This window comes from Pelorhabdus rhamnosifermentans, from assembly GCF_018835585.1.
GTDB lineage: Bacteria > Bacillota > Negativicutes > UMGS1260 > UMGS1260 > Pelorhabdus > Pelorhabdus rhamnosifermentans.
This window is the reverse complement of sequence record NZ_JAHGVE010000011.1, coordinates 68,057-91,023: the sequence shown is the minus strand read 5'-3', so window position 1 is coordinate 91,023 and position 22,967 is coordinate 68,057. Positions and strand designations below refer to the sequence as shown.

At 42.6% G+C, this 22,967-nt stretch carries 23 protein-coding genes, 1 riboswitch and 1 other annotated feature; all 23 genes read right to left on the bottom strand.

The window, feature by feature from the left end; translation table 11 throughout:
- Position 1: 1 nt before the first annotated feature.
- Entirely contained in the window at positions 2-664 is a 663-nt protein-coding gene (locus Ga0466249_RS14380) for a phosphate propanoyltransferase (protein WP_281422650.1), read from the bottom strand.
- Between the two features lie 26 nt (positions 665-690).
- A complete protein-coding gene (gene pduA / locus Ga0466249_RS14375) occupies positions 691-981 on the bottom strand; it encodes a propanediol utilization microcompartment protein PduA (RefSeq protein ID WP_215830159.1) in 291 nt (96 codons plus the stop codon).
- Positions 981-1,499, bottom strand: a complete 519-nt coding sequence (locus Ga0466249_RS27225) for a BMC domain-containing protein (protein WP_215830158.1) — start codon at positions 1,497-1,499, stop codon at positions 981-983. The genes pduA and Ga0466249_RS27225 overlap by 1 nt, the downstream gene beginning before the upstream one ends.
- 4 nt (positions 1,500-1,503) lie before the next feature.
- Positions 1,504-1,971: a glycerol dehydratase reactivase beta/small subunit family protein gene (locus Ga0466249_RS14365; RefSeq protein ID WP_246588740.1), complete on the bottom strand. Its 468-nt coding sequence runs from the start codon at positions 1,969-1,971 to the stop codon at positions 1,504-1,506.
- A gap of 5 nt (positions 1,972-1,976) precedes the next feature.
- On the bottom strand, positions 1,977-3,800 hold the full coding sequence (locus Ga0466249_RS14360) for a diol dehydratase reactivase subunit alpha (protein WP_215830157.1): 1,824 nt from the start codon (positions 3,798-3,800) through the stop codon (positions 1,977-1,979).
- 12 nt (positions 3,801-3,812) lie between these two features.
- Positions 3,813-4,340: a diol dehydratase small subunit gene (locus tag Ga0466249_RS14355; protein WP_215830156.1), complete on the bottom strand. Its 528-nt coding sequence runs from the start codon at positions 4,338-4,340 to the stop codon at positions 3,813-3,815.
- Positions 4,341-4,360: 20 nt separating this feature from the next.
- Entirely contained in the window at positions 4,361-5,005 is a 645-nt protein-coding gene (locus Ga0466249_RS14350) for a propanediol/glycerol family dehydratase medium subunit (protein ID WP_215830155.1), read from the bottom strand.
- Between the two features lie 24 nt (positions 5,006-5,029).
- Positions 5,030-6,700, bottom strand: coding sequence for a propanediol/glycerol family dehydratase large subunit (locus tag Ga0466249_RS14345; protein ID WP_215830154.1), 1,671 nt, complete (start codon positions 6,698-6,700; stop codon positions 5,030-5,032).
- Between the two features lie 21 nt (positions 6,701-6,721).
- Positions 6,722-7,525: a propanediol utilization microcompartment protein PduB gene (gene pduB, locus Ga0466249_RS14340; protein WP_215830153.1), complete on the bottom strand. Its 804-nt coding sequence runs from the start codon at positions 7,523-7,525 to the stop codon at positions 6,722-6,724.
- Positions 7,526-7,551: 26 nt separating this feature from the next.
- Complete coding sequence (gene eutM, locus Ga0466249_RS14335; protein WP_312889778.1) at positions 7,552-7,830, bottom strand: ethanolamine utilization microcompartment protein EutM; 279 nt, start codon at positions 7,828-7,830, stop codon at positions 7,552-7,554.
- Positions 7,820-8,254 (bottom strand): EutP/PduV family microcompartment system protein, encoded by a 435-nt coding sequence (locus Ga0466249_RS14330; RefSeq protein ID WP_246588739.1) that lies wholly within the window; start codon positions 8,252-8,254, stop codon positions 7,820-7,822. Before Ga0466249_RS14330 ends, eutM begins: the two co-directional genes overlap by 11 nt.
- 13 nt (positions 8,255-8,267) lie before the next feature.
- Positions 8,268-8,609, bottom strand: a complete 342-nt coding sequence (gene eutS, locus Ga0466249_RS14325) for an ethanolamine utilization microcompartment protein EutS (RefSeq protein ID WP_215830150.1) — start codon at positions 8,607-8,609, stop codon at positions 8,268-8,270.
- A gap of 281 nt (positions 8,610-8,890) precedes the next feature.
- A complete protein-coding gene (locus tag Ga0466249_RS14320; protein WP_215830149.1) occupies positions 8,891-10,507 on the bottom strand; it encodes a response regulator transcription factor in 1,617 nt (538 codons plus the stop codon).
- A gap of 23 nt (positions 10,508-10,530) precedes the next feature.
- Positions 10,531-11,742: a sensor histidine kinase gene (locus Ga0466249_RS14315; protein WP_215830148.1), complete on the bottom strand. Its 1,212-nt coding sequence runs from the start codon at positions 11,740-11,742 to the stop codon at positions 10,531-10,533.
- A gap of 120 nt (positions 11,743-11,862) precedes the next feature.
- Positions 11,863-12,897 (bottom strand): nicotinate-nucleotide--dimethylbenzimidazole phosphoribosyltransferase, encoded by a 1,035-nt coding sequence (locus Ga0466249_RS14310; RefSeq protein WP_215830147.1) that lies wholly within the window; start codon positions 12,895-12,897, stop codon positions 11,863-11,865.
- A gap of 107 nt (positions 12,898-13,004) precedes the next feature.
- Positions 13,005-13,201: riboswitch (cobalamin riboswitch) on the bottom strand.
- 110 nt (positions 13,202-13,311) lie between these two features.
- Positions 13,312-14,067 (bottom strand): adenosylcobinamide-GDP ribazoletransferase, encoded by a 756-nt coding sequence (gene cobS / locus Ga0466249_RS14305; protein ID WP_246588738.1) that lies wholly within the window; start codon positions 14,065-14,067, stop codon positions 13,312-13,314.
- A gap of 292 nt (positions 14,068-14,359) precedes the next feature.
- Entirely contained in the window at positions 14,360-15,940 is a 1,581-nt protein-coding gene (serA, locus tag Ga0466249_RS14300; RefSeq protein ID WP_215830145.1) for a phosphoglycerate dehydrogenase, read from the bottom strand.
- A 73-nt stretch (positions 15,941-16,013) separates the two neighbouring features.
- Positions 16,014-16,220, bottom strand: a binding site (T-box leader).
- Between the two features lie 137 nt (positions 16,221-16,357).
- Positions 16,358-17,659, bottom strand: a complete 1,302-nt coding sequence (locus tag Ga0466249_RS14295) for an MFS transporter (RefSeq protein WP_215830144.1) — start codon at positions 17,657-17,659, stop codon at positions 16,358-16,360.
- 774 nt (positions 17,660-18,433) lie between these two features.
- A complete protein-coding gene (locus Ga0466249_RS14290; RefSeq protein WP_215830143.1) occupies positions 18,434-18,661 on the bottom strand; it encodes a hypothetical protein in 228 nt (75 codons plus the stop codon).
- 29 nt (positions 18,662-18,690) lie between these two features.
- Complete coding sequence (locus tag Ga0466249_RS14285; protein WP_215830142.1) at positions 18,691-20,259, bottom strand: L-lactate permease; 1,569 nt, start codon at positions 20,257-20,259, stop codon at positions 18,691-18,693.
- Positions 20,260-20,369: 110 nt separating this feature from the next.
- Positions 20,370-21,320, bottom strand: a complete 951-nt coding sequence (locus Ga0466249_RS14280; RefSeq protein WP_215830141.1) for an oxalate oxidoreductase subunit beta — start codon at positions 21,318-21,320, stop codon at positions 20,370-20,372.
- Between the two features lie 13 nt (positions 21,321-21,333).
- Entirely contained in the window at positions 21,334-22,581 is a 1,248-nt protein-coding gene (locus tag Ga0466249_RS14275; RefSeq protein ID WP_215830140.1) for an oxalate oxidoreductase subunit alpha, read from the bottom strand.
- A gap of 11 nt (positions 22,582-22,592) precedes the next feature.
- Positions 22,593-22,883: a 4Fe-4S binding protein gene (locus Ga0466249_RS14270; protein ID WP_215830139.1), complete on the bottom strand. Its 291-nt coding sequence runs from the start codon at positions 22,881-22,883 to the stop codon at positions 22,593-22,595.
- Positions 22,884-22,967: the final 84 nt, after the last annotated feature.

Here is a 22,967-nt window from a genome sequence, read left to right as displayed (position 1 = left end):
ATTACACCTCCATATGCTGCGGCAAAATCACTTTATCACCTGTTTTTAAACCAGCAGCATTGGCTTCATCCGTGTCAATATGAAATTCCAACCGACACTTAGGGCCTACACGCACAAAAACATTGTTGAACGAAAGTCCTCTCTCCCCGTCAATGACAATTGTCACGTGATCTCCGTCTGAAACGCCAAAGTATCTCGCATCATCATTGTACATATGAACATGTCTCGCTGCACAAATTACGCCTTCTTGTAACGTAACGGCGCCAGAAGGACCCACAACAACAATTCCTGGCGATCCCTTGATATCACCGGAATCCCGAAAGGGTGGTACGACTCCCAGACCAAAACCGTCTGTACGAGAAATTTCAATTTGTGTCGTTTCTCTTAAGGGGCCGAGCACTCTGACTCCCTGCAAAACTCCTTTGGGGCCCACAAGGATCACCTTTTCGGCGGCCGCAAATTGACCCGCTTGAATGAGCTCCTTTTGCCTCGTTAATTTCTTACCGCAACCAAACAATTTTTCCATATGTTCAGCAGAGAGGTGGATGTGGCGATTTGACACTCCTACAGGGATGGGCTTCACTAATAAATCGGCCTCGTTTACATGCGACAAGGCTGTAACGACTTGCTCAACAATTTTATCCATGATCATTCGTTCCATCATCTCACCTCCAATAACCTTTTAGAACCTTATTCGCCTTGAACGTCTACTTTCGGCAAAATCTTTTCAATATCTGTATGAGGACGTGGAATAACATGAATCGATACGACTTCTCCGACTTTTTCCGCTGCAGCGGCACCACTGTCTGTAGCTGCTTTGACAGCACCGACATCACCGCGAACCATGACAGTGACAAGTCCTGAACCAATTTTTTCATACCCAACGAGTATCACATTTGCTGCCTTAACCATGGCATCAGCAGCTTCAATGGCACCTACTAATCCTCTTGTTTCTACCATACCTAATGCCTCTCCGCGCATTACAATTCCCCCTTATTATTCTGATCGTAGTGAATACAGTTGATCCGTGGCTCACCTTTTTTACGACTGCAAGCAGGATCTAAGCAAAGATTACACGTAGGAACAGCAGTTAATTGGTCCATTTCAGCGCGTTCTATTTCATCACTGTTCTTAATAGAAGGCACTTCACTACTTACTTCTACTGCTGACCTTTCAGTTTCTGCGCTCAATGCAGGCTTTTTTTTATTTAGTCCAACCGTGTCCTTTGTCAGCAAAATACCTTCAAGTTCAGCATGAGGACGCGGAATAACATGAGTCGTCCATACTTTTCCTATTTTGCTTGCAGCGTTCTTTCCTGCCTCTACGGCAGCCTTTACCGCACCCACATCACCAAATAACTTAATAACAACTAAACCACTGCCACGCGTTAATTCATAGCCAACCAGCTCAATATTAGCCGCCTTAATTGCCGCATCAGCGGCTTCGACGGCAGCAACTAAGCCAACGGTTTCTATCAAGCCTAAAGCATTTTTGACCATGCTCTCACACCTTTCCATGGCCTTGTGCAAATTCTTGCAATATTTTAGCAACCATGCTGCTAATTGTGCGGTACAAATCAGCTGAATCCGACGACTGGGTAACGCCAGAGTCCTTTGATGTTTTTTTAAAAGGAATACCTTTTACCAGTCGTGCTGCATTATAGCCATAACAGCGCCATTCCTGTACGCTGCCATAACCATTCAGCACAAAGAGTGGTTGCTCAGGCGGCAATTTCGCGTAATGGATAGACACACTTTGTTCTCCAACACCTAATCCCACGCCAAGCCTGGAATCACAGGCACCTTGAAAGGCCAGCTTTACAGCATCTTGTTCGCTACTTGTCACAATGGCGCAGGGAATCCCTTCTTCTTCCATCCCTGCTGTGATTTCCCGCAGCTTTTGTTCACAACCTACATGAGGAAAGACTTGAATAGCGATACAAGGTTTCATAAAATTTTCTTCTGTTGTCATAACTATCATGCCTCTCCGTCAAAATAGGATAGTACCAGACCTGTCGCTACAGCATTACGAGGTCCTTCTGAACCGCGAATATTACCGCGTCCGCAAACAATGCCATACTCGCCTAGCGCATCTGTCACCATATCGGCCACTTCAAAATCTAACGCCGATCCTCCGACTAAAACAACAAATTCCATATGACGAATATTGCCTGTGGGTGCTACACGTGCCAGAGAACGCAAAGCATTTGTAACAAAAACCCGTTTCTTGGCCTCGCGCCGGACATGTCGAATTTTATCAAGCGGATGGTGAGAAGGAATGGGTACCATCCCATCCTCTTTTAAAATGACAACGCGTGAAAAGACCTGCGGTGAAAGATGCTCATTAAAAAACTTCACTGTCCCATCTTCCAACCGAATATGAAATAAGCTTTCCACTTTAGCTAAAGGATATTTTTTAATATCTTCCGCTAAATCGAAATCATTCAGTCCTAATTCCGAATTGATCAGCATGGTTACCATATCGCCTGCACCAGCCAAATGAATGGCATCGACTTGCTCACTCTTGCTAATTACCGCCGCATCTGTCGAGCCACCGCCCATATCAAGAATAGCTAAAGGTTTATCCGTTCCTGGTGTTGTAAGGGCACCGCGAATAGCCATGTTGGCTTCTACTCCGGCAATAATAACCTTAACGCCCAACTGATTCGTCAATTCATTGGCAATTTGTTGCATGGGAAGACGTGTCGTTTTCACCATCGCCGCCAAGGCGACAGCATTTTCCAGAGCAAATTCTCCCGCTAAACCACCTTGTACTTTTTGGGGCACAAAGGTATCAACAGCTAAAATATCCTGTATTTTCATTTCACCTAGTGGCTGAGCCGTCAAGTCACTCATAACCTGACGCACCCTTTCCAGCATGCCGTTAACATTTGTTCCTGCTTCTCCCTGAATATCCAGGACAGGCTGTACGCGTTCCACTGTCTCCATAATTTTAGGAGCACCTGATTCAATATCAAGATCACTCTTCCCTTTTTCCCCGATAATCGTAATGAATCCGGCAGGAATGGTACGGGCCTTCACATCCCCCTGCGGAGTCCGTACAACAACAGCTGAACGATTGCCAATAAGCGCCCGAGCAATGGGTACAACAAGCTTCGTATCCTCAGCGGACAAATTAAACACCGTAGCAATACCATAGGGATTGGATAGGGTTTGAATCGTTTGCCCTGCCGCAGCGACTTCTACTGCAGCCAACATGTCAAAAGGAACCTTCTCAATAAGCGTGACTTCATCAATAATCGGTAACACCTTTTGCAGTCGATTGGCAATCAATACTGCATCATCTTGCCGTACAATAATGCCTTGAACATCGACGCCGCGTGTCAAAACCGCATTAATCTTTCGTGCTGCCTCTTCAAAGTCGACATCTTGCGGAACAATACAAATAACCTGATCCCCTGCTGCAACATGATCAAGCTGACTATAGGCTACAGTAAGACCAACACCTAAGCCTACGCCACCAGGTGTAGAAGGATTATGTCCAATCATGGTTGATTCAGTAATAATCGTTTCCGTAATGGTCTCCATTGCCAAATCACCAATTACAGGTGTTGCCTCATTGATCCTAATTTCCTTCAAATCAGCTATCAGGAGCCCGGATTTTTGCAATGCATCTTTAAGGGCAATGACAATGCCCGGAACATTGGCTACCGTTCCTTTGATACCCGTTGTTTTTACAATACTGCTAGCAAGAAATTGCGTCGGTTTTCCGTCCTCAATTTTTGCTAAACAAATTTCAGTTGTCGAATTGCCAACATCCACACCTGCAATGATCGTCATGACAACCCCACCTTACTGTACGCGCAGACGATTTCGGCGTTCATACACATCCGCCGCTTCACGGATCAGATCTGCGTTAATTTTGGCATGGTACTGCTGTTCTAATTCATCTGCAATCGCAAGCAACTCTTGCTTAGTTGAACGATTCGGACGAAGAGCATTATAAATTTCCAGGATACGCTTATCTGGAACAATTGTCAGTTCAGCAGCCCGCCGCAAATTATCACCAAACTGTTTACGATTGACACTATCAGCAATTTCAGCCTGCATTCTTAACGTCTCGGGAGCAATACTGACGTCCTTTGCCGTCACCTCGCCATTTAATACTTTTTCAATGGTAATATCCGATAATTTCTTACCTGTCGGCGTTTTTAAAAGTTCTGGGCGCTTCGTTGACAAGGGATAATCTTTGTCAGCATTCAGGCCCTGAGCCTTTCCTGCCGCGCTTTGAGATGTCTGATTTCCCGACGTGTCTTTTCCTTGATACATGGATTTTAAAACCTCACGAACAATATCTTCCACCATCTTTTCTGTGGCCATTTATCTTCACCTCCAACGACTTAAAATTGCACTTCAATCTCGATTGGCTTCGCGCCTGGCACAACATGTTCCGTTTCCTTAATATGCAAGATAGCTGCTTTAGCCTGATATTTCGGCCGTGCCATTTGATCATTTCGGGTAGGAACCGGTGTAGGAGACTCTCCCTTGGCATATTTGGCTGCATTACGTCCAATCGCCCGATAGGCAGCTAAATCTAATAACGGTGACTGAGGAAAGAGTTCCAAATTACTTAAAGGCGGCAAGTCTTTCTGGTGAATAACCGTCGTGCCGCGTGATTGAATTCCAATGGCAATCCCCGACCCGCTGAACTTCGTTGCATCATGGGCAGCAAAACCAACATCAGAAGTACGCAATATACGAACAACCCGGGCATGAAGACCTTCTTCCTCAATACCTGCAATCATTTCCCGCAGTACATCACTATGAGGAACATTCACAATGGTTTTATTCTGGAACTTACCAAAAGCCGGTGCCAAGGCAATAACTACTTCATCGGCCCGACTGGCCGCAGTAGCAACGCCTTTTTCAACAAGTTTCATCGGATGACCCGTTGTGACGGGTTTCGCAGCCTGTGGTATCTCACTTTCCATGCCTTGCAGGACTTGCACTACAATTTCACGAATCATTTGCTCGTTCATTTGCATTTTCCATGCACCTCTTTTCCTTACTCAAACATCAAAATCAGACGGATTAATGGCCTGACTGATATTTTTAATTTCATCCCAACGTTCGTCACTCATCCGATACCCTGTGCCAGGTCCCATATAATCATTACGATTATTGACGGCACTAATGACATTAAAGTCTTTATCAAGAATAGCTGCGGCATGAAGATAATCGCCGGAAATACGTTGTTTCAACAGATTCAGTACATTGGTAGCCAAATCATCAAACCCGGCCTTTGACAAGGCTTTAATAATATCCAAACCCGTAATGCCGCGACTCATTAATTCCTGTGCCGCTTTTAAATCTTCTACAACATTCCGCTGCGGCATATCCTTACTGCCATGGGCATAAGTAGCTGCTTCCACTTCTTCATCCGTAATAGCCGGGAAGCCCAATTCTTTAAAAACAGCTTGCAAGGCTCGCGCTGCTTTGTTTCGAACAGCAATGGCTTCTTCTTCCAAAATCGGCCGCAATCCACCATCTACTTTAAGATCACGTTGAATAATGTTCCAATCATCATAGTCATCTACATCCCAATTGGAACCAGCAAACATATTATCATAGTTAGGAATCCCGCCATAGCCTGAACAAATAAAGTCCGTTCCAGGTAACATTTGCATCAATGTCCGTGCTGTGCGCCGAATATCGGAATGAGTAAAGGTCTGGTCATTACTTGAGGCTACTTCCAAATCCATCATAGAAGTACAAAGATTCTCAGCAAGTACGGCTCGAATTCCTGATGGAACAGCGGCAGGCACACCAATACAGCTAACAGAACCATTCTGAAGTCCCTGTGCCCCAGCACCCTTGGTAATCATGATGCAGCGAACTTCGAGATAGAGCATCGATTTGCCTTCGGCATACCCCATTTGCACCTCGGAACCAGTTCCAGAAGTAAAGCGCATTTTAAGACCTCGTGACGCATAAGCCGAAGCCAAAAAAGCCTTAGACCATGGCGTATCATCACCATCAACAAAAACATTTTCCGTACCATAGACAGAGATCGTCTCAGCATAAGCAGTAATACCGCGCATACCCAATTCCAGTTCCGTCGCTTCTTCTAAGGAACATTGAATAAGCGTACCACCTCGTCCGGTCTGACCGCCAATTAAAAGCGACAAGGCATTAAATGGCGCATAACGAACGACCGCAACGGTTGTTTCCATTTCATCGAAACCACGTAGTGCAGCTTCAGCACCATCTGCTGCAATTAAGACAGGATTATCGTTGATATTCGTAATATGACACTGATTAGAAGGAATCTTACGCGCCCGCATCTTTTGTAACGCCATCATCATTTCAACGACATTCATTTTATTGAATACAGCAACAATCTTGGCTGCTGTCAGTCCACGAACTACCTTGACAATTTCATCGCGTGAAACATTGACATCCACAAGCATTTTGGCAATAGCCAAATCATCCATCGCCATGGCTTGTTCAGTAATAGACACATCAATTGCGTAATCGGCAATAAATTGGTCAATAAAGTCAAATTTTTCGCGGGGAATCCCATCCATTTCGGCAATCTTACCATTGACCACTTTGATGCTCGGTTTCGGATCATTCGGGCTCCCCATCGCCATAAGGCCTACTTCCGGCCATTCCACTACAAAACCATCCTGATTAACAGGACGCGCTGCCAAAGCTTCAAAACGTTTCGATTTTTTCATGTTGTCTCCCCTCCTTGCTACTTAAATATAAGGTGTTGTTGTCGACGGAGCAGGCCCGCCTAGTGCTTCCAGTAGTTTTTTCCCTGTATCTTTCGCAGCAAGTACGGCTTGACGCACGGCACCGGAATCACCTGTAACCATAATAATAACTTCGTTAGAATAACTTGTTCCGCCACCAGGGCTCGCATAGCCAACTAATTCGACATTAGCTGTCTTCACTGCCACATCCGCCATGAGTACGCCAATAGCTGCTGGAGCACCAACAACTAAACCAAATGCCTTGCCAATCGGACCATTAAAAGCTTTATTCACTGCATAACTGGCACGAGCGGTATATTGCAGTTCAATATGACCGGCATCATTACCATAAACATCGCCCATCGTCCGATCTAGTTCTTTTAGTGCCACTTCAATAGCTCTCCGGGCATCTGATACTTCTTCAGCACCAAACAAGATCAAGCAACCATGTCCGGCGCCGCCTTTCGTATCACGGGCTAATTCAATCGTAATAATTTCTGTATTCGTAGCCTTGACGGCCTCGTCAGCAGCCAGAATATGAGGGCCGGCACCAGTACGGCCACCTAATATGCCGATCGAACGGAATTTTGGATCAATTTTCATGATGTCATGCAGCATAGGATCCACATTGGCAATAACTAGACCAATCGTATCGCCAATAGCAGTTCCCACAAATTCAGTTAGTCCAGGATTCGCAAAACTTGCTCCTGACGTTATCGCTTGCTCTTGTTCCACCTTGGCAGGTTCCTGACTTTCCATCCGTTTCTTAATTTCATCCATCACTTTGTCAATTAATTGTTCTTGCATTTATCCTGTCACCTCCATATTAATGCCTACTTTACCTTGGGAAGAATTTTTTCTACATCCGTATGCGGACGTGGAATCACATGAACAGATACAATTTCACCCACCCTTTGGGCGGCGGCAGCACCCGCTTCTGTGGCTGCTTTAATTGCGCCAACATCACCGCGTACCATGACTGTCACCAAACCTGAGCCAATTTTCTCATAGCCAATTAAAATGACATTTGCTGCCTTAACCATGGCATCAGCTGCTTCAATGGCCCCCACTAACCCACGCGTTTCAACCATTCCTAGCGCTTCACTCATTATGTACACCTCCTTTCATCAAGTAATCCATGAATACATCAATACCTTCCCTTGTATGGGCTGAAACAAAAAAAATCGGATCTTTGACCCCCACTTGAAATAACCGATTGCGAGCCTTCTCCCTTTCTGCGCCAAGTGCATCAATTTTTGTTACTACTCCAACAACCTTTCGCGTAAATATCCCAGCAAAACCAGGCGGAAGAGTAGTTTTTAAATCTGTTGCATCTTGCACAATAACGACAATCGAAGATTCCACAGCAGTAATCAGTAGTGCCGAATAAAATCGTGGAATTTGCGCATATTCACCTGGCGTATCAATGGCACCATCTGTGAAAATAATACTTTGTGTTTTCTGTACCTTTTGGCAATCATTCTGTAATACATGAATCAGCGACGTTTTCCCGGCCCCTACGGCACCAACAAACATAACCTTCTCCATATCAGGATTTCGTCAACTTTGGACCTGTAAACCCCAAGCCATCACGAAGAACATGAATAATCTGACTGAGGGCTGCCTCAACAGCAGCTACATTCCCTGTAATAACGAGGGAACCTGTAAAACGATCCATAAAACCAATTTGAACATCGGCCGTTTTCGTCGCAATATCTGCCGCAATAATGGCTGCCTCACAGGGTGTAATCGTTAGAATGCCAATGGCTGAACTTGTCACAAGTCCAAGTTTTTCACACAAATCCCGTTTTGGATTGGCAATAAGATGGGCTAGCGTCAACTGTTTACCTGGTACATATTCTTGAACGACGCGTGGTTTTTCTGTTGCCATGATCTTTCCTCGCAATCTTCAAAATAGTTTTACAAAAGTATATTTACTCTTTTCATCTCTTCTACCTTGCTTAAATATTGCTGAGGCATCAAAGATATTTGCTGCTATTTTGACGATCTATTCATCCACGAATAATAAAAAAACAAGCTAACAGGATTTTTTTGTTCATCTATGTAATTTTTTTTACAAATAAAAATGACCAGACAAAGATTGTAGTGTTACAATCTCCGTTTGGTCATTTTTATAATAGATAACATCCTATCAATGAGATAATCTCGCTTTTACTTAGGCTTATTTATTCCCTGTCGATACTGATTGGGTGTCAACCCTGTTGTCTGGCGAAAAACGCGGCTAAAATAACTAGCATCTTGATAGCCCACTTCCGAAGCAATGCGTACTGCTGTAAAATCAGGATTCTGCAACAACTTTTTTGCTTTATCCATACGTACTTGTGTAAGAAAATCAACAAAATTATAGCCTTTTTCCTGTTTAAATAAACGACTAAAATAAAAGGGACTTAAATGGACAGTCTGAGCCACGTCTTCCAAAGAAATATTCTTATGACAATGATGAACAATATAATCACAAGCTTGATTAATCACCCTAAGATTCGTACTCACACGATTATCCAACATATTATCCATAAAATGATCGAGCGCCTCAAATAACCAATGTTCCACTTGCCCTTTCGTGTTACAAGCAGTCAATTGATCAATACAAGTAAAATTAAGCAACGTAAGCTGATCTAAATTTGCGCCTCCCTCTACAGCGGAGCGGGATAATACAATGAGAAGTTCCAATACGCAAGCCTTTACTGTCTCAATACTAGCCTTACTAGCAAAAATACCATTGAGCAATTCATGGAGGGTCTCCTTCGCTTGTTCTCGGTCACCGCACCGCACCTTATCAAGAACAGCCCTCTCATACCGGAAGGGATAATTAAAGGGACTGGCATTAACATAAGGCACATCCTTAATATGAATAATTTGACCGTCTCCAAGATAAAACCTTTGCCGTTCGGCACGCCGAGCTTCCAAATAAGACTTATGAAGCTCGCGTGGGTCCTCATAATAATTGCCAATGCCAATGGTAACGCCAATATTCATCTCAAGCCGAATACTTTCTTTAATGGTAACAGCTATCTCCTGAACGGAATTTTCAATTTCTTCGGACCTATCTTCGTTGGCGAACCCTAGCAAAACAATGACATTATCACTGCCAAAAGGTGTAACTAACGCATTCTTGCCAGTAACTTGACAAATATGCTGATAAACTTTTTGTTTCATTAATTGCTTTTCAAGCTCCGTGTCCTGACAAGTAAGTTGCTTAAAATTGTCAATATCCACGATAAGAGCTACACCAGGATCAAAAGTAAGACCTAAAAAACGCGAACGTTGCTGTAAGTGATCAAGCTCTGTAATAGAACCAGAAATCAGATCATAGACAAAAGACATTTGGATAAAAGGGAGAGCCGATTCTACACTTTTGCGCAATTCCTCTTCTTCAGCTTGTTTGACTCGAATTCCAGCAATTCTTTTTTCGATTACCGCCATGGCGCTCACAATACCAGCGGGTCTAACAGGCTTTAACAGATACTCCACAGCGCCAATCGTAAGGGCCTCCCTGGCATAAGTAAACTCATCAAAAGCCGTAAGCATAACAATATGCGAATCAGGCAAAACCGTTCGAATGCGCTTGGCAGCTTCTAAACCATTCATTCCAGGCATACGAATATCCATTAACACAATATCCGGCTTTTCATCAATTACCATATGAACCGTGCTGATTCCATCACCCGCTTCACCGATAATTTGAATGTTAGGACAATTTTTTTCAATAATTAGCCGTAATGCCTGTCTTTCTAGTTGTTCATCATCTGCTATAAATAGTGTAACCATAACGTTTCTCCCAAAATATCCGCCTAATCCGAACAGTAGGGAAGCCGAATCGCAATACGAGTGCCTTCTCCTAACTTACTGTCCAGTGTAAGACCATAATCATTACCAAAATAATGTTGAATACGTTTATGAACATTGATAACACCAAGACCTGTTGTTTGACCATGCGTTTTCGTACGTTTTTCAGATTGAAAAATGGCATGAATCATATCTTCCGACATCCCCACTCCTGAATCGATTACATAAAGCATCATAGAATTACCGACAATCTCGCCGGTAATTTCAACTGTCCCTCCATCTAACTTAGCTTCCAATCCATGAATAATGGCATTTTCAATAAGCGGTTGAAGAGTAAGAGCTGGAATCTCTGCCTTCATCAGCTGTGAATCTACATGGATAACTGTTTGAATCCGTTCACCAAAACGCATTTTTTGAATCGTCAAATAGTCTGTAATGGACTTTAATTCTTGTTCTAAAGGACGCAGTACATCGATGTCCCGCAAATTATTGCGGAGTAAATCAGCTAAAGCAAATACCACTTCTTGCGTCCGTCCTGCACCTTCCAATAAAGCTAACCGTGCAATGGTGTTGAGTGTATTAAATAAAAAATGCGGATTGATTTGTGACTGCAAAGCTTTTAACTCTGTTGCGCGCAATAGGGCCTCTAAGTTCGCCTTCGATTGCAATTCATCCACTAACTGCTTACCGACAATATTGGCAACACCTATTTCAACAATATAATTAGACATAATATAAATAAGATCGGCAGCCGCCTTTATCCGGTTTTCCGGCACAATCGGTACAATATCATAAAATTTTGATAATAGCTGTCTGTCAAGCTCTAAATTTTCCGTACGACGAAACATTTCCGCTTTGGCATCAGCATTCTTGTTATCCAAAACCACTTGGCCAGCAAGAAATGCCCCAATATACTCATTTTGCACAATAATAGGAGCTGCCAAATCCGTTAATCCGCTATGGCAGAGATAAACACAAGGCTTTTGATTTTGCCTGCCGCCCCAGTCGTCACAATTAACACAGCGGGCCAATCCCTGTGGTTCAGATCGTATATAAGAACAAAAACAGGTAAAATTACTCGGACGTGTAACTGGATTGCCCTCGCGATCCACAATGACTGCGCCAAAACCCGTTGCTTCGGAAAATTTATCCTGTATCTCCTGCAAGACCTGAGTGTTGACAATTTCACCTAAAACAAATGGATGACTTGTTTGCATTCGTCGCCCTCCCTTGAAAAAGCAATACAGAAAAGTCTTACTATTTCTTATAGAGATATTAGCTAGAATGCAATTTTTTCCCTGCTAATAGCAATATTCTACCAAACGGTAGCAATTTTTTTACATGGCCACATCTTGTGCAGGCAAGGGCTCACTATAAACAAAATCAGAATATCTTGCCATGTTATGCAAAGTATATAACATAGTTTTTAAAATCGAAACCATAAGCACGGCCCCTGTCCCTTCGCCTAGTGCCAAATTGGCATGCAAGACAACATCTTCCGCTAATATATTGCCAAGCATTAAACAATAGGCCATACCTGGTTCTCTTGAAATATGGGAAGGGATAGCATAACCATCAAGCTCATGATTAAGGCGAAACGCGCAGGTATAAGCAACAGCTGCAATAAAGCCATCTATTACAAATGGAATATGTAATTTTGCACATTCCAGCATACCAGAACACATGGCAACAATGTCAAATCCACCGACACAACGTAAAATATCTTGTACTGTGTGCAATTTTTCTTTATGAAGTTCCACCCCCTTGGCAACAACAAGGCGTTTGCGTTTTAAAATCTCATTATTATTTAAGCCCGCTCCATAACCCACAATAAATTCCGGCGGCATCCCGGTGAGAGCATGAAGCACGGCAGAAGATGTTGTTGTATTACCAATCCCCATTTCACCAAAAGAAAGCAAATTCGACTTTTTTTCTAAAACAGCATGACGCACTCGTTCCTGACCGATCTCCCAAGCTCGTTGAAACTCCGTCTCTGTCATGGCCTCTTCTTTCATAAAATTTTTAGTGCCTAAGGCTACCTTCCGATCCAGACCTGACTTTCGGTCGGTATGAATCCCCACATCCACTACTTCATAGGGAATCTGGTTAGCCTGGCAAAAGCAACTAATCGTCGCCCGACCCTCGGCCATATTCTTTGCTTGTAAATAAGTAATTTCCGCTGTAGTATTGCCTACGCCTTCTTCTACAACACCATTATCTGCAGCAAAAATAATATGAAAGGGCCGAATTTCCAAATCAATTTTTCCCCAGGCTAACAGCACTTTTTTTATCTGTTTTTCCAAAGTTCCTAAGCTACTGGGCGGCTTTGCCGCCCCATCAATAAAATCATTGACTGTTTTTTCGAAATCCATCTGAATTCCTCCTCAATGTGTTTTAGGAAGCAATAAAAAAATACCAAACCAAAAAGGCTAGGTATTTTTAAGACCCTCTCCTTCTGGCACTACTCCTTACGCGGGAGTACATGGCAGCTGTACAGGCAGGTCTCCTGGCTTACGGATCATCAAACCTTCTTAGCCTTCCCGTTCTCCCGGTGGCATAAAAAGAAGTTTCTCCCCGATTACAGTGGCGCGACCGCGTCGTTTCAAGATATAATATCTTGTCCGACTTCCCTATTCTCCTCTCAAGTCGAGAGGCACCCATACAGTGGCACTTTATTCAATTCAATTATCACACTTTTTCTACATACGTAACCATTCTCCTACCTGTTTTAGCTAGCTTAGCAAAATATTAAAGAACATAGTAAAAAAAATCCCATACTCCTCATATCATGAACAAGTAAATACGAACAAAACAGCAAGCTCTGTTAGTTCATTGACAGCACCATAAATGTCCCCTGTTAATCCTTCCAGCCGCTTATTCACATATTCGGCAAAAATATACGCAAAAATAAGACCAAATAGACTACTAAGAAGAGCTAATCTGCCTAATAAAGCGAGTATGACTCCAGCACATAATCCAGCAATATACAAGGTTCTGCGATCAGCATGATAAGAAAAGCTCTTGCCCAACCCTTCACGCCGTGCATAGGGAAACAAGGTAACAGCCATAACAATTGCCAACCGCCCGACAATGGGCATAACTAAAAAAGCCAAGGCTAATAAAGAAGAATCCATATCCAAGATAAAGGAATATTTCATAAGCGCGAACAAACAAAAAGCAATAACACCGAAAGAACCAACACGGCTATCTTTCATAATCTCCAGTATCCGTTCGCGGGAACGTCCAGAAAAAATTCCATCCATCGTATCCATAAAGCCATCGCAATGCAAAGCGCCTGTTAACAGTATTTCAATCAAAATCAGGCTGCATGCCATAACATGTGAAGGAATTTTGCCACTCCCAAGCAACTGTAATCCATAGATTATTCCTGATAATAGCAGCCCAATGAGACAGCCAATAATAGGAAAAAATTTAACACTACGGCGAAAACTATCTTGAGAACAATCGACTTGCGTAACGAGACGAATACGTGTTAAAAACTGCAACCCTGTAATAAAATCGTTGAACAACTGCTGGAACAATTGCTTTCGCCTCCTTGACAGACTCTCATTACTAGATAGATTCATGAAAGAAACCAAACACTCCTGCTTGTTATTTTAAACAAGCAAGTTTTTACCACACACAGCCAAAATAGTCATAGGTCTTACAAAAAAATCTTGCATTAATTGCGTTTCGTAACCACCATTAATACTAAGGGTTGTACCTGTAATATGACTAGAACGCGCTTACAGAAGAAAAAAAACGCGACTTGCCTGTCATCAGACAAATAACGTTTTTCCTCTTTTATTTTATTTATTTTTTAATTGTAATTTCTTAAATTTTCACCAAGTGAACTTTCAACACACCTTCTACACCGCTGATAAATTGCAGAACATCAACTGACACATCAGAATCAATTGCCAAAACCATCATGGCCCGTTTTTCCTGATCATTAATCCCCAGCTGCATCGTCGCAATGTTTACCTTACTCACACCAAGGATCGTACCAATTTGACCCACAATGCCTGGCTTATCAATATTTTCAGCCACAAGCATATAAGGACGGGGCGTTAAATCGAAAGTAAAACCATTGATCTCTACAATTCTCATTTCACCCTTGCCAAAGATGGTACCGCTAATAGTAAAGGTTTTATTCTTCGAAATAACCTTCATTTGAATCAATGTCAAATAACTTTCAACAGTAGATTTTTTACTTTCCGTTACAGTAACGCCCCGATTTTTCGCAATAAGGCTGGCATTTACATAATTCACCTTTTCTTGCAAAACTGGCTCAAAAAGCCCCTTTAAGATAGCCAAACTAATCACGGATGTATCAATGGTAGCCACATCACCGCTATAGACAATCTCCACTTTTTCCACAGCATCTTTTTCTAATTGATAGTACATCTTACCGAGTGTCTCGCCTAATTTCAAATAAGCTGAAAAAGATTCAAATTCCTGTTTAGGAATCGTCGGCAAATTCACAGCATTGGGGACAATTTCGCCTCGGAGTGCACTGATAACCTCTTGAGCCACAGTAAGACCAACATTATCTTGCGCTTCTACTGTATCGGCACCAGCGTGGGGCGTAAACACGACATTGGGAAAATCAATAAGCGGCGTATTCGGATGAGGCTCACTGACCAAAACGTCAATTGCTGCACTGGCAACAATTTTTTTATTCAACGCATCATTCAAGGCTTCTTCATCAATAATACCGCCTCTCGCGCAATTGATGACTCTTACACCTTTCTTCGCTACTTTAAACTGTTCTTTGCCAATGATACCAATCGTTTCTTTCGTTTTCGGCGTATGAACCGTAATGAAATCGGCTTCCTTCACTAAATCTTCAAGTTTTTCTTTTTTCTCTACACCGAATTTTTTAAACCTGGCATCATTAATATAGGGATCATAGGCAATAACCTGCATGTCAAAAGATTTTAAACGCGTGGCAACAAGTGATCCAATCCGTCCAAAACCCACAATTCCCACTGTCTTGCCCTGTAGTTCCACACCTTTCAAATTAGCACGATCATAGCTGCCTGAACGAACACGCTCATTGCCACCCGGTATATTACGGCAAGAAGCAAGTAATAATCCAATCGTCAGTTCTGCTGCTGAAACAACATTAGACTCCGGTGTATTCACAACAATAATACCCCGTTTGGTTGCCCCTTCCATTTCAATGTTATCTACTCCATTACCCGCTCGTCCAACAACTTTTAGATTTGTAGCATGCTGGTAAAGTTCTTCATTCACCTTGGTGACACTCCGTACAATCAGGCCATCGTACTTTCCAATAACATCAAGCAACTCTTGTCGCGTAAGTTTTGGCAAAACGTCTACAGTCGCTCCTTCTTGAATGAGCTTCTCAATTCCCTTATCAGCTATCTTTTCGGAAATCAAAATCTTCATGATATTCCCCTCCACAGGCTTATTTAAATTGTTTTTTGCCAGTAAAATAAAGAACTCCCATCCTTGACGATATGTCAAGGACGGGAGTAATTCTCACGTGGTGCCACCTTTTTCATCATAAAAATTTCTATGACCTCATAGATAATAACGGCATCAAACCGGTATAGGTTATGTCCCTACCTGCTACGAAGTGGATTCAACAGGCTGAAGTACCAATTTTCACCGACCATTGGCTCACTGCAACTTTGCACTGTTTACTATTCTTCATCATTACATTTATCTAATTATTATTTTTTTTAGTTCGTAATTTGTAATATACTACTGTTTTATGTCTTTGTCAATGAGATTTTTGTGTTCGAAATAACATTCCTTTATTCGTACAATACTTTTCGCAATCTGCTAACATCGATGATTTTTCTAAATCGCTTTATGCGCTAAACAAAGAGATTTTTTATCCTTGCCTTTCTGACAAATCAGCGATACATCCGGCTTGACAGCCAGCCAAGCACCAACACCAATAATAGCCAAGGCTGATGTAGCTAAAATAGCAAATTGCCAACCATAAGTAGTAGCAATCCACGCCGTTAAAAGCGGTGCTGTAGCACCACCGAGATTTCCCCAAAAATTCATCCAGCCTGAAACAGAGCCAGAAAATTCTCCGCCAATATCCATACAGGCTGCCCAAGATGCATTAAAAGTAAAACCAAGGGCGCCAAGAGAAAGGGTAAGCCAAAAAATATTCCACCAGGAATCTTGGGCCACTGCCCCCAAATAAAGAGCACCACAACAAATTGTGAGCCCCATAGTTCCAAATACAGTGCGCGCTTTCGTTTTAGAGAGACCGGAGCTAACGAGTTTATCACTCATAAATCCAGTAGAAAAGGTGATAATCGACAAAGCAAGCCAAGGCAAGGAAGCTGCAAACCCCATACTTGTCAATGAAAAATTTCGCGCTTCCATGAGATATAAAGGAAGCCAGGCTAAGAATACATACATAATGTAATCAGTAACAAAAAACTGAATACCAATGGCCCAAAATTGCGAGGATGTAATAAAATTTCGCCAGGGAGCCATTGATTTTATTTGAGTAAGCTGTAAATTGGCTTCAATATAATCGGCCTCTTTCTCTGTAACAAATTGATTGTCCCGCGGGGATTCCGTAACAAAATAATACCAAGCTATAGCAAGTCCTATGCCAATGATTCCAAATAAAATGAACACGGAGCGCCATCCAAAAGCCAGCATCAAGGCAACTGTAACAGCCGGTCCCACAACAGGCCCCACAAACATGCCGCCTAAAAAGCACGCCGAGCCACGTGCTTTCTCGTTGGCTGTAAACCAACGATAAATAAACTGGCCAAAACAAGGTGCAAGCGGACCTTCTCCGATACCAAATAAAGCTCGAATAACTGCAAACATGGTAAAACTATTACACATAGCTGTAAGTGATGTAAAAATAGACCAGAATCCAACTGCCACAGTGACGACACGCCGATAACCAAACAATTCTGCCATAATGCCCCCAGGAATCTGCATGACAGCATAGCCAACAAAAAAAGCTGTTTGTAACGCTCCCATATGCATTTTGTTAAAGCCAAATTCTTGCATAATAGCGGGCGTAGCTACAGACAAATTGACACGGTCCATATAGGAAATAAAACTAATAGCAAACATAATAGCTGCCAAAACCCAGCGAAAATTAGATGACTTTCTATTCATCAAAAAACCTCCAAAAAATTAATATGATTCATTCTACCCATCTCCTGTTCATCAACTAAGACATAGAAAACCCCTCCTCACACAGATAAGAACATCGTTACCAAAGGTTGGTCTGATCTGCTGGCAAGGAGGGGATCTTTTGAAACTCAAAAAACCTCTTGCCTCAATATTAAGAGGCAAGAGGTTACTCTCGCGATACCACTCTTATTATACCTATACATGATAGATATATCTCATCAGGTCTAACAACCCTAGCAATATAACGGTTGCGCTCATAAAGAGCCGATGCCGGCGTAGCCTACTTATCCTTCAGCCTTGCAGTTCAGGAGTGACGATTGTATTGTTCTGCTACCGATTCGCACCAACCACCGGCTCTCTGAAACATACTTCATACAATTATTTCCATCATAACTTTTATTGTTACACTATGCTGTTATTTTATTAAAAACTTATAAATAAATTGTAACTTTAGTGTTCATTATACAGAGTGTTTTCTTACTCGTCAAGAAACCATTTTTATCTTCAATTGAAGCTTATACATTTCCTGCAAGCAAAAACCAATACCGCAGCAACCTCCATGCGAATGCTACTGATCCTAATGACCACCACATACATGTTTTTGCCCATCTAGCAATTTGGTAAACAAAAAACTGTCCTTCAAGAAGAAGAACAGCTAAACAATAATCTAATATTTTATTTACAGCCAATTAGCTTGGATACTAACGATGTACAGCAATATGATGAATGAAGATCCTAACAGCACTAAAATACAAATTATTTTTTAGTAATCAACGGAATAAAACAAGCCACAGAAAGTATGACAAAAGAAATTTCTATTAAAGTACCATTATTCTGTATCCCCCCGAAATAGGTAAAAGGAAAAGCAACACAGAAGCAAAAAAAAGCTGCATTCATTAACTGTGGACGATACTTCTTTCTCCAAGATGTAGACTCTGTTGGATTCTTAGTATGATTGGGGTTCGTTACTACACTTGTACTCATCAAATTCCCCCCTTAACTTACAATAAAATCTAAAACAGAAAATGTGAATAGGCCCAGGCACTGATACCTACTAAAAAAGTAATGCCAAGACAATAAGGTAACGTTAGTTTCATTACTTCTCCTTCGCGCCCTACAAGGCCAACCGTCGTCGTACCCAAGAGAACCGTGTTTGGAGCAACAGAACAGCCAACCGATCCTCCTACAGACTGAGCGGCAGCCATAATGACGGTACTGTCTCCCAACGCGTTGGCTGTTTCAACTTGTAACCCACCAAACATGATGTTTGAGTTCGTATTACTGCCAGTAAGAAATGCGCCTAATACACCAATAAAAGGCGAGACTATAGGAAATAAACTTCCTGTGGCATGTGCCATCCCCTGCGCTAGCAAACTAGTCATACCCGTATCGTTCATTACCAATGCCATCATAACCATCGTAGCAATACCGAGACTTGTTGGAACACATTGTTTAAATGTTGCCTGAAAGGCTTCCCTGGCTACTCCTACTCTCCATTTGCCAGTTGACTTAAATATCACATAACCCAATAGTGCTGCCATAAGCAAAAAAGGTGCCGGATGGGAAAAAGCATTAATTTTAGAATACATTTTTTCCGCTTTAACGGCGAAACCCGCGGCCGTTTGCACTGCCGGATAATTAAGCCCCCAGGAATAGGATGAAAAGACAGCCGACTTAATCTGCGATAAAACAGAAAGAAAAATCAAAATGTAATACGGGGCAAAAGCCAAGTGAAATCCCATGGGCCTTTCTTGTGACTCTGTAGCAACTTCATGAACCGCATTCGTTCGGTAAAATGAGGTATGTGACATGATTGCAAGAGAACAACAGCCCATAACAGCTGGAATAAGCGTTGCCAATTGAGCTGCGCCTAATACATTCATGAGCCAGCATGTAAAACTAATCACAATGCTCGTCACAAGTACAGCTGGAATGCTTCGTTTTACAGCCGCCATTTTGCCGTAAATAAAGGCGACGGCAAATCCAGTTGTAATAACAGGAACGATAAATAAGATGGCCATCCACGGCCCAATCACGTCGCCTGGTATCTTCGTAACCAGTTGAATCGTATAATAAGAAGAACCCATAGATCCAAAACTAATGGACCAGCAATATCCGACAAGACAGGTTGCCGTTGCAACGACAGGTGAAAATCCCATGACAACCATAATAGGCGCAACAACCGCAATAGGTACGCCAAAACCAGCAATACCTTGCATGAAAGATGCAAAACACCAAGCCATGATCAAACATTGCAACAACCGATCTTCTGTTATTTTGGTCATTGTATCGCCAATTACTTTAATTGCGCCGATTCGATTTACAATATTATACAGAAATACAGCACACCAAATAATAAGCAATACATAAAGTGATAAACTCAACCCTTTACTATTTGCCAATGTTAGTAAACGACCGTCTGCTCCGAAAAAAAATATTCCAATGATAATCGCCGTGAACCAAGAAATAGCACCTGATTTTGGTGCTCCCCATTTGAAGAAAAGAATAGTACAAAGTAATACTAGGATAGGTAGGAAAGCTAATATCCAGTTCGTAGCGACTAAGGCAACTCCCTTATCCATACAAAACAAGACTCCTTCCATAAACCTGCTTAATCAAAGTTCAAGGAGATGAGAAAGTCCTTGGTCCCTTTTTATCACAGAAACCAAGGACTTTCCGAACGAACGGACAATTATTTAACGGATGGTAAAACCGCTTCCACTCCCAAGTGTTGGGCGCGCTCATTGACCCACGCCTGGAGTCTGGCAACATGTTCCGGTTTTAAGTGACTGAATCTGCCCTGCGTTTGAACAAATTCATCAACGGGTTTGAGCTTTTTCGGTGTAATGTTAAAGGTTTTTACGCCATTTTCGATTTCATACATATGCCACATGCCTGTTTCTACCGCAAGTTTCCCCAGTTCAACAGTCCGATCCGACGGGAACATCCAGCCTTTCGGGCAAGGACATTGAACATGCAGGAATGCGGGCCCTTCATATGCCAATGCCTTGCGCACTTTATTCATCAAATCAATGGGATAAGCCACAGAGGCAGTAGCACCATATTTCACCGCTGGATGACCGCCGCCACAGAACAATGCCATCGGATCTTTCGGAAAGAATTTTTTTCCTTCCGGAATAACCGGTCCAGGAGGCGTAAACATGGTCGCTCCGCCATACGGTGTCATAGGGGAAACTTGAACACCAGTATTGGCATAAGATTCATTATCATACATGACAAACAGCACGTCATGACCGCGATACATCATAGCCGAAGCAGCCTGGAGACCAATATCAACGGCAGCACCATCACCAGCCATCACAATAATATTGGGGTATTCGTCTTGAATTTTACCCTTTTTAATCATCATCTTAAATGCTTCAGCAATCCCTGACGCAACGGCACCGCCATTGGTAATTTGCGCATGAGTCCACGGCACGGCCCACGGACCACAAGCATAACTCGTATTTGCAACATACATACAACCTGTTGGACCGATAAAAATCGTATTTTTACCAGCTGCCTTCGCTATCAACTTATAAGCGAGAGCCGGTCCACAGCCAGCACAAGTACGATGTCCCGGAAGGTAATACTCTTTCTCCGGAGCCTGTGCAATAGACTTAATCTTTTCAGCAACAGCCATCGTTTATTCCTCCTTATTCTTTTGCGTAAGCCACTTGTTGATTAGCATATTTCACTTCTGTCGCACCTTCATGATAATCATTAAAGTTTACCCACGTAGAATCTTGAATAATTTTTCCAGCTTCAAGTGTCATCTTCATCATTTCAGCCATCTTGAAGAATTGTTCATGTGTAATAGTTTCGCCGCCTAATCCAGAAGTAAAGCCTTGAATCATAGGCTTATTGGCAACTTCCGAAACAGAGGCTCTCGTCTCGACTAACAGAACACCGCCACCCCCTGCTGCGCCGTAGGAAGTGTTCGTGTCAATTACGCCAACAACCTTAAATTTAGGAAGAATTTCCTTAAGGGCCTGATCAGGAAATGGACGTACCCAGCGCAAGCGGCACATGCCCACTTTATAGCCTGCCTTACGAAGATAATCAATGGCACTACGACAAGTCACGGCATGAGCGCCTTGCAGTAAAAATACCATATCAGCATCTTCTGTCTCATATTCTTCAACAAACGGCGCATAATTGCGTCCGAAAATTTCATTAAACTCTTTCGTTACTGTAACAATTTTCTCTGAAACGCGCTGCATAACAACATTGCGATCCCATTCCAGAGGTGGTCCCATTTCAGGCTCAATTTGCGGTCCCATAATGACTGGATGATTCACATCAAGTCGAAACTGCGGTTTAAAGGGTGGCAAGAATTTATCTACCTGCTCTTGATCAGGCATTTCATATTCCTGGTTAATATGCGTGACAAAGTAACCATCCATGGCCACGATTTGCGGCAGCATAATTTCAGGATCTTCGCCAATCCGAAACATCATAAGGCTGTTATCCAGTGATTCTTGGGCATCTTGTGCCCAGCCATAGATCCAGCCATTATCACGCAGCGTCAAACAATCTGTATGCTCCGAACCAAAATCTCCCGGAGGATCGAGTGTACGATCTCCGACAAGTGCCTGGATTGGACACCGCGCACCTGCTATAGGTGAATAGAGTTCAAACGCATATGTAACACCTACACCAGAAGTACCTGTAGTAGCTCTGGCCCCCGCCATGGATGCGCCATGAGCAATACTAAACTGCGCATGTTCGCCTTCGCCATGGACCATTTCGCATTTCATCTGACCATTGGCAATCCGCTTGGCTAATTCGGCCATAATTGCTGTATACGGCCTGATTGGATAGGAAGCGGAGACATCAATATCAGCCAGTTGCCAAGCATCTGCAACTGCAGTTAAACCTGTACCCTTCTTTTTAATTGGCATCTTCTTCACTCCTATTCCTCAAAGTCTAATTCAGGTTGACGACTAATGGCCCCTACTGGGCAAACGTTGCTGCATAGACCGCAGCCTTTACAATATTTCAAATTAAAACTAATTCCATCATCTTTCGAGTAGTTTACACAGGCATCTGGGCAGAATATCCAGCAGGTCTTACACTTTGTGCACAGACTCTTATCGACCACCGGACGGAGATAACGCCAGTTACCTGTGACCATTCCTTCGTTTTCCGTCTTAGGTGAAGGAACAATCGCCGCGAAAGGCACTTGTTTATAAGCTTTAGACATAGGTGCACCTCCCTCAAAAATTACCCACTTTATTCCTTGTTTAGCATTTCTCTTGTTCGCTGTCTGGGCTAAACAGCCTGAACA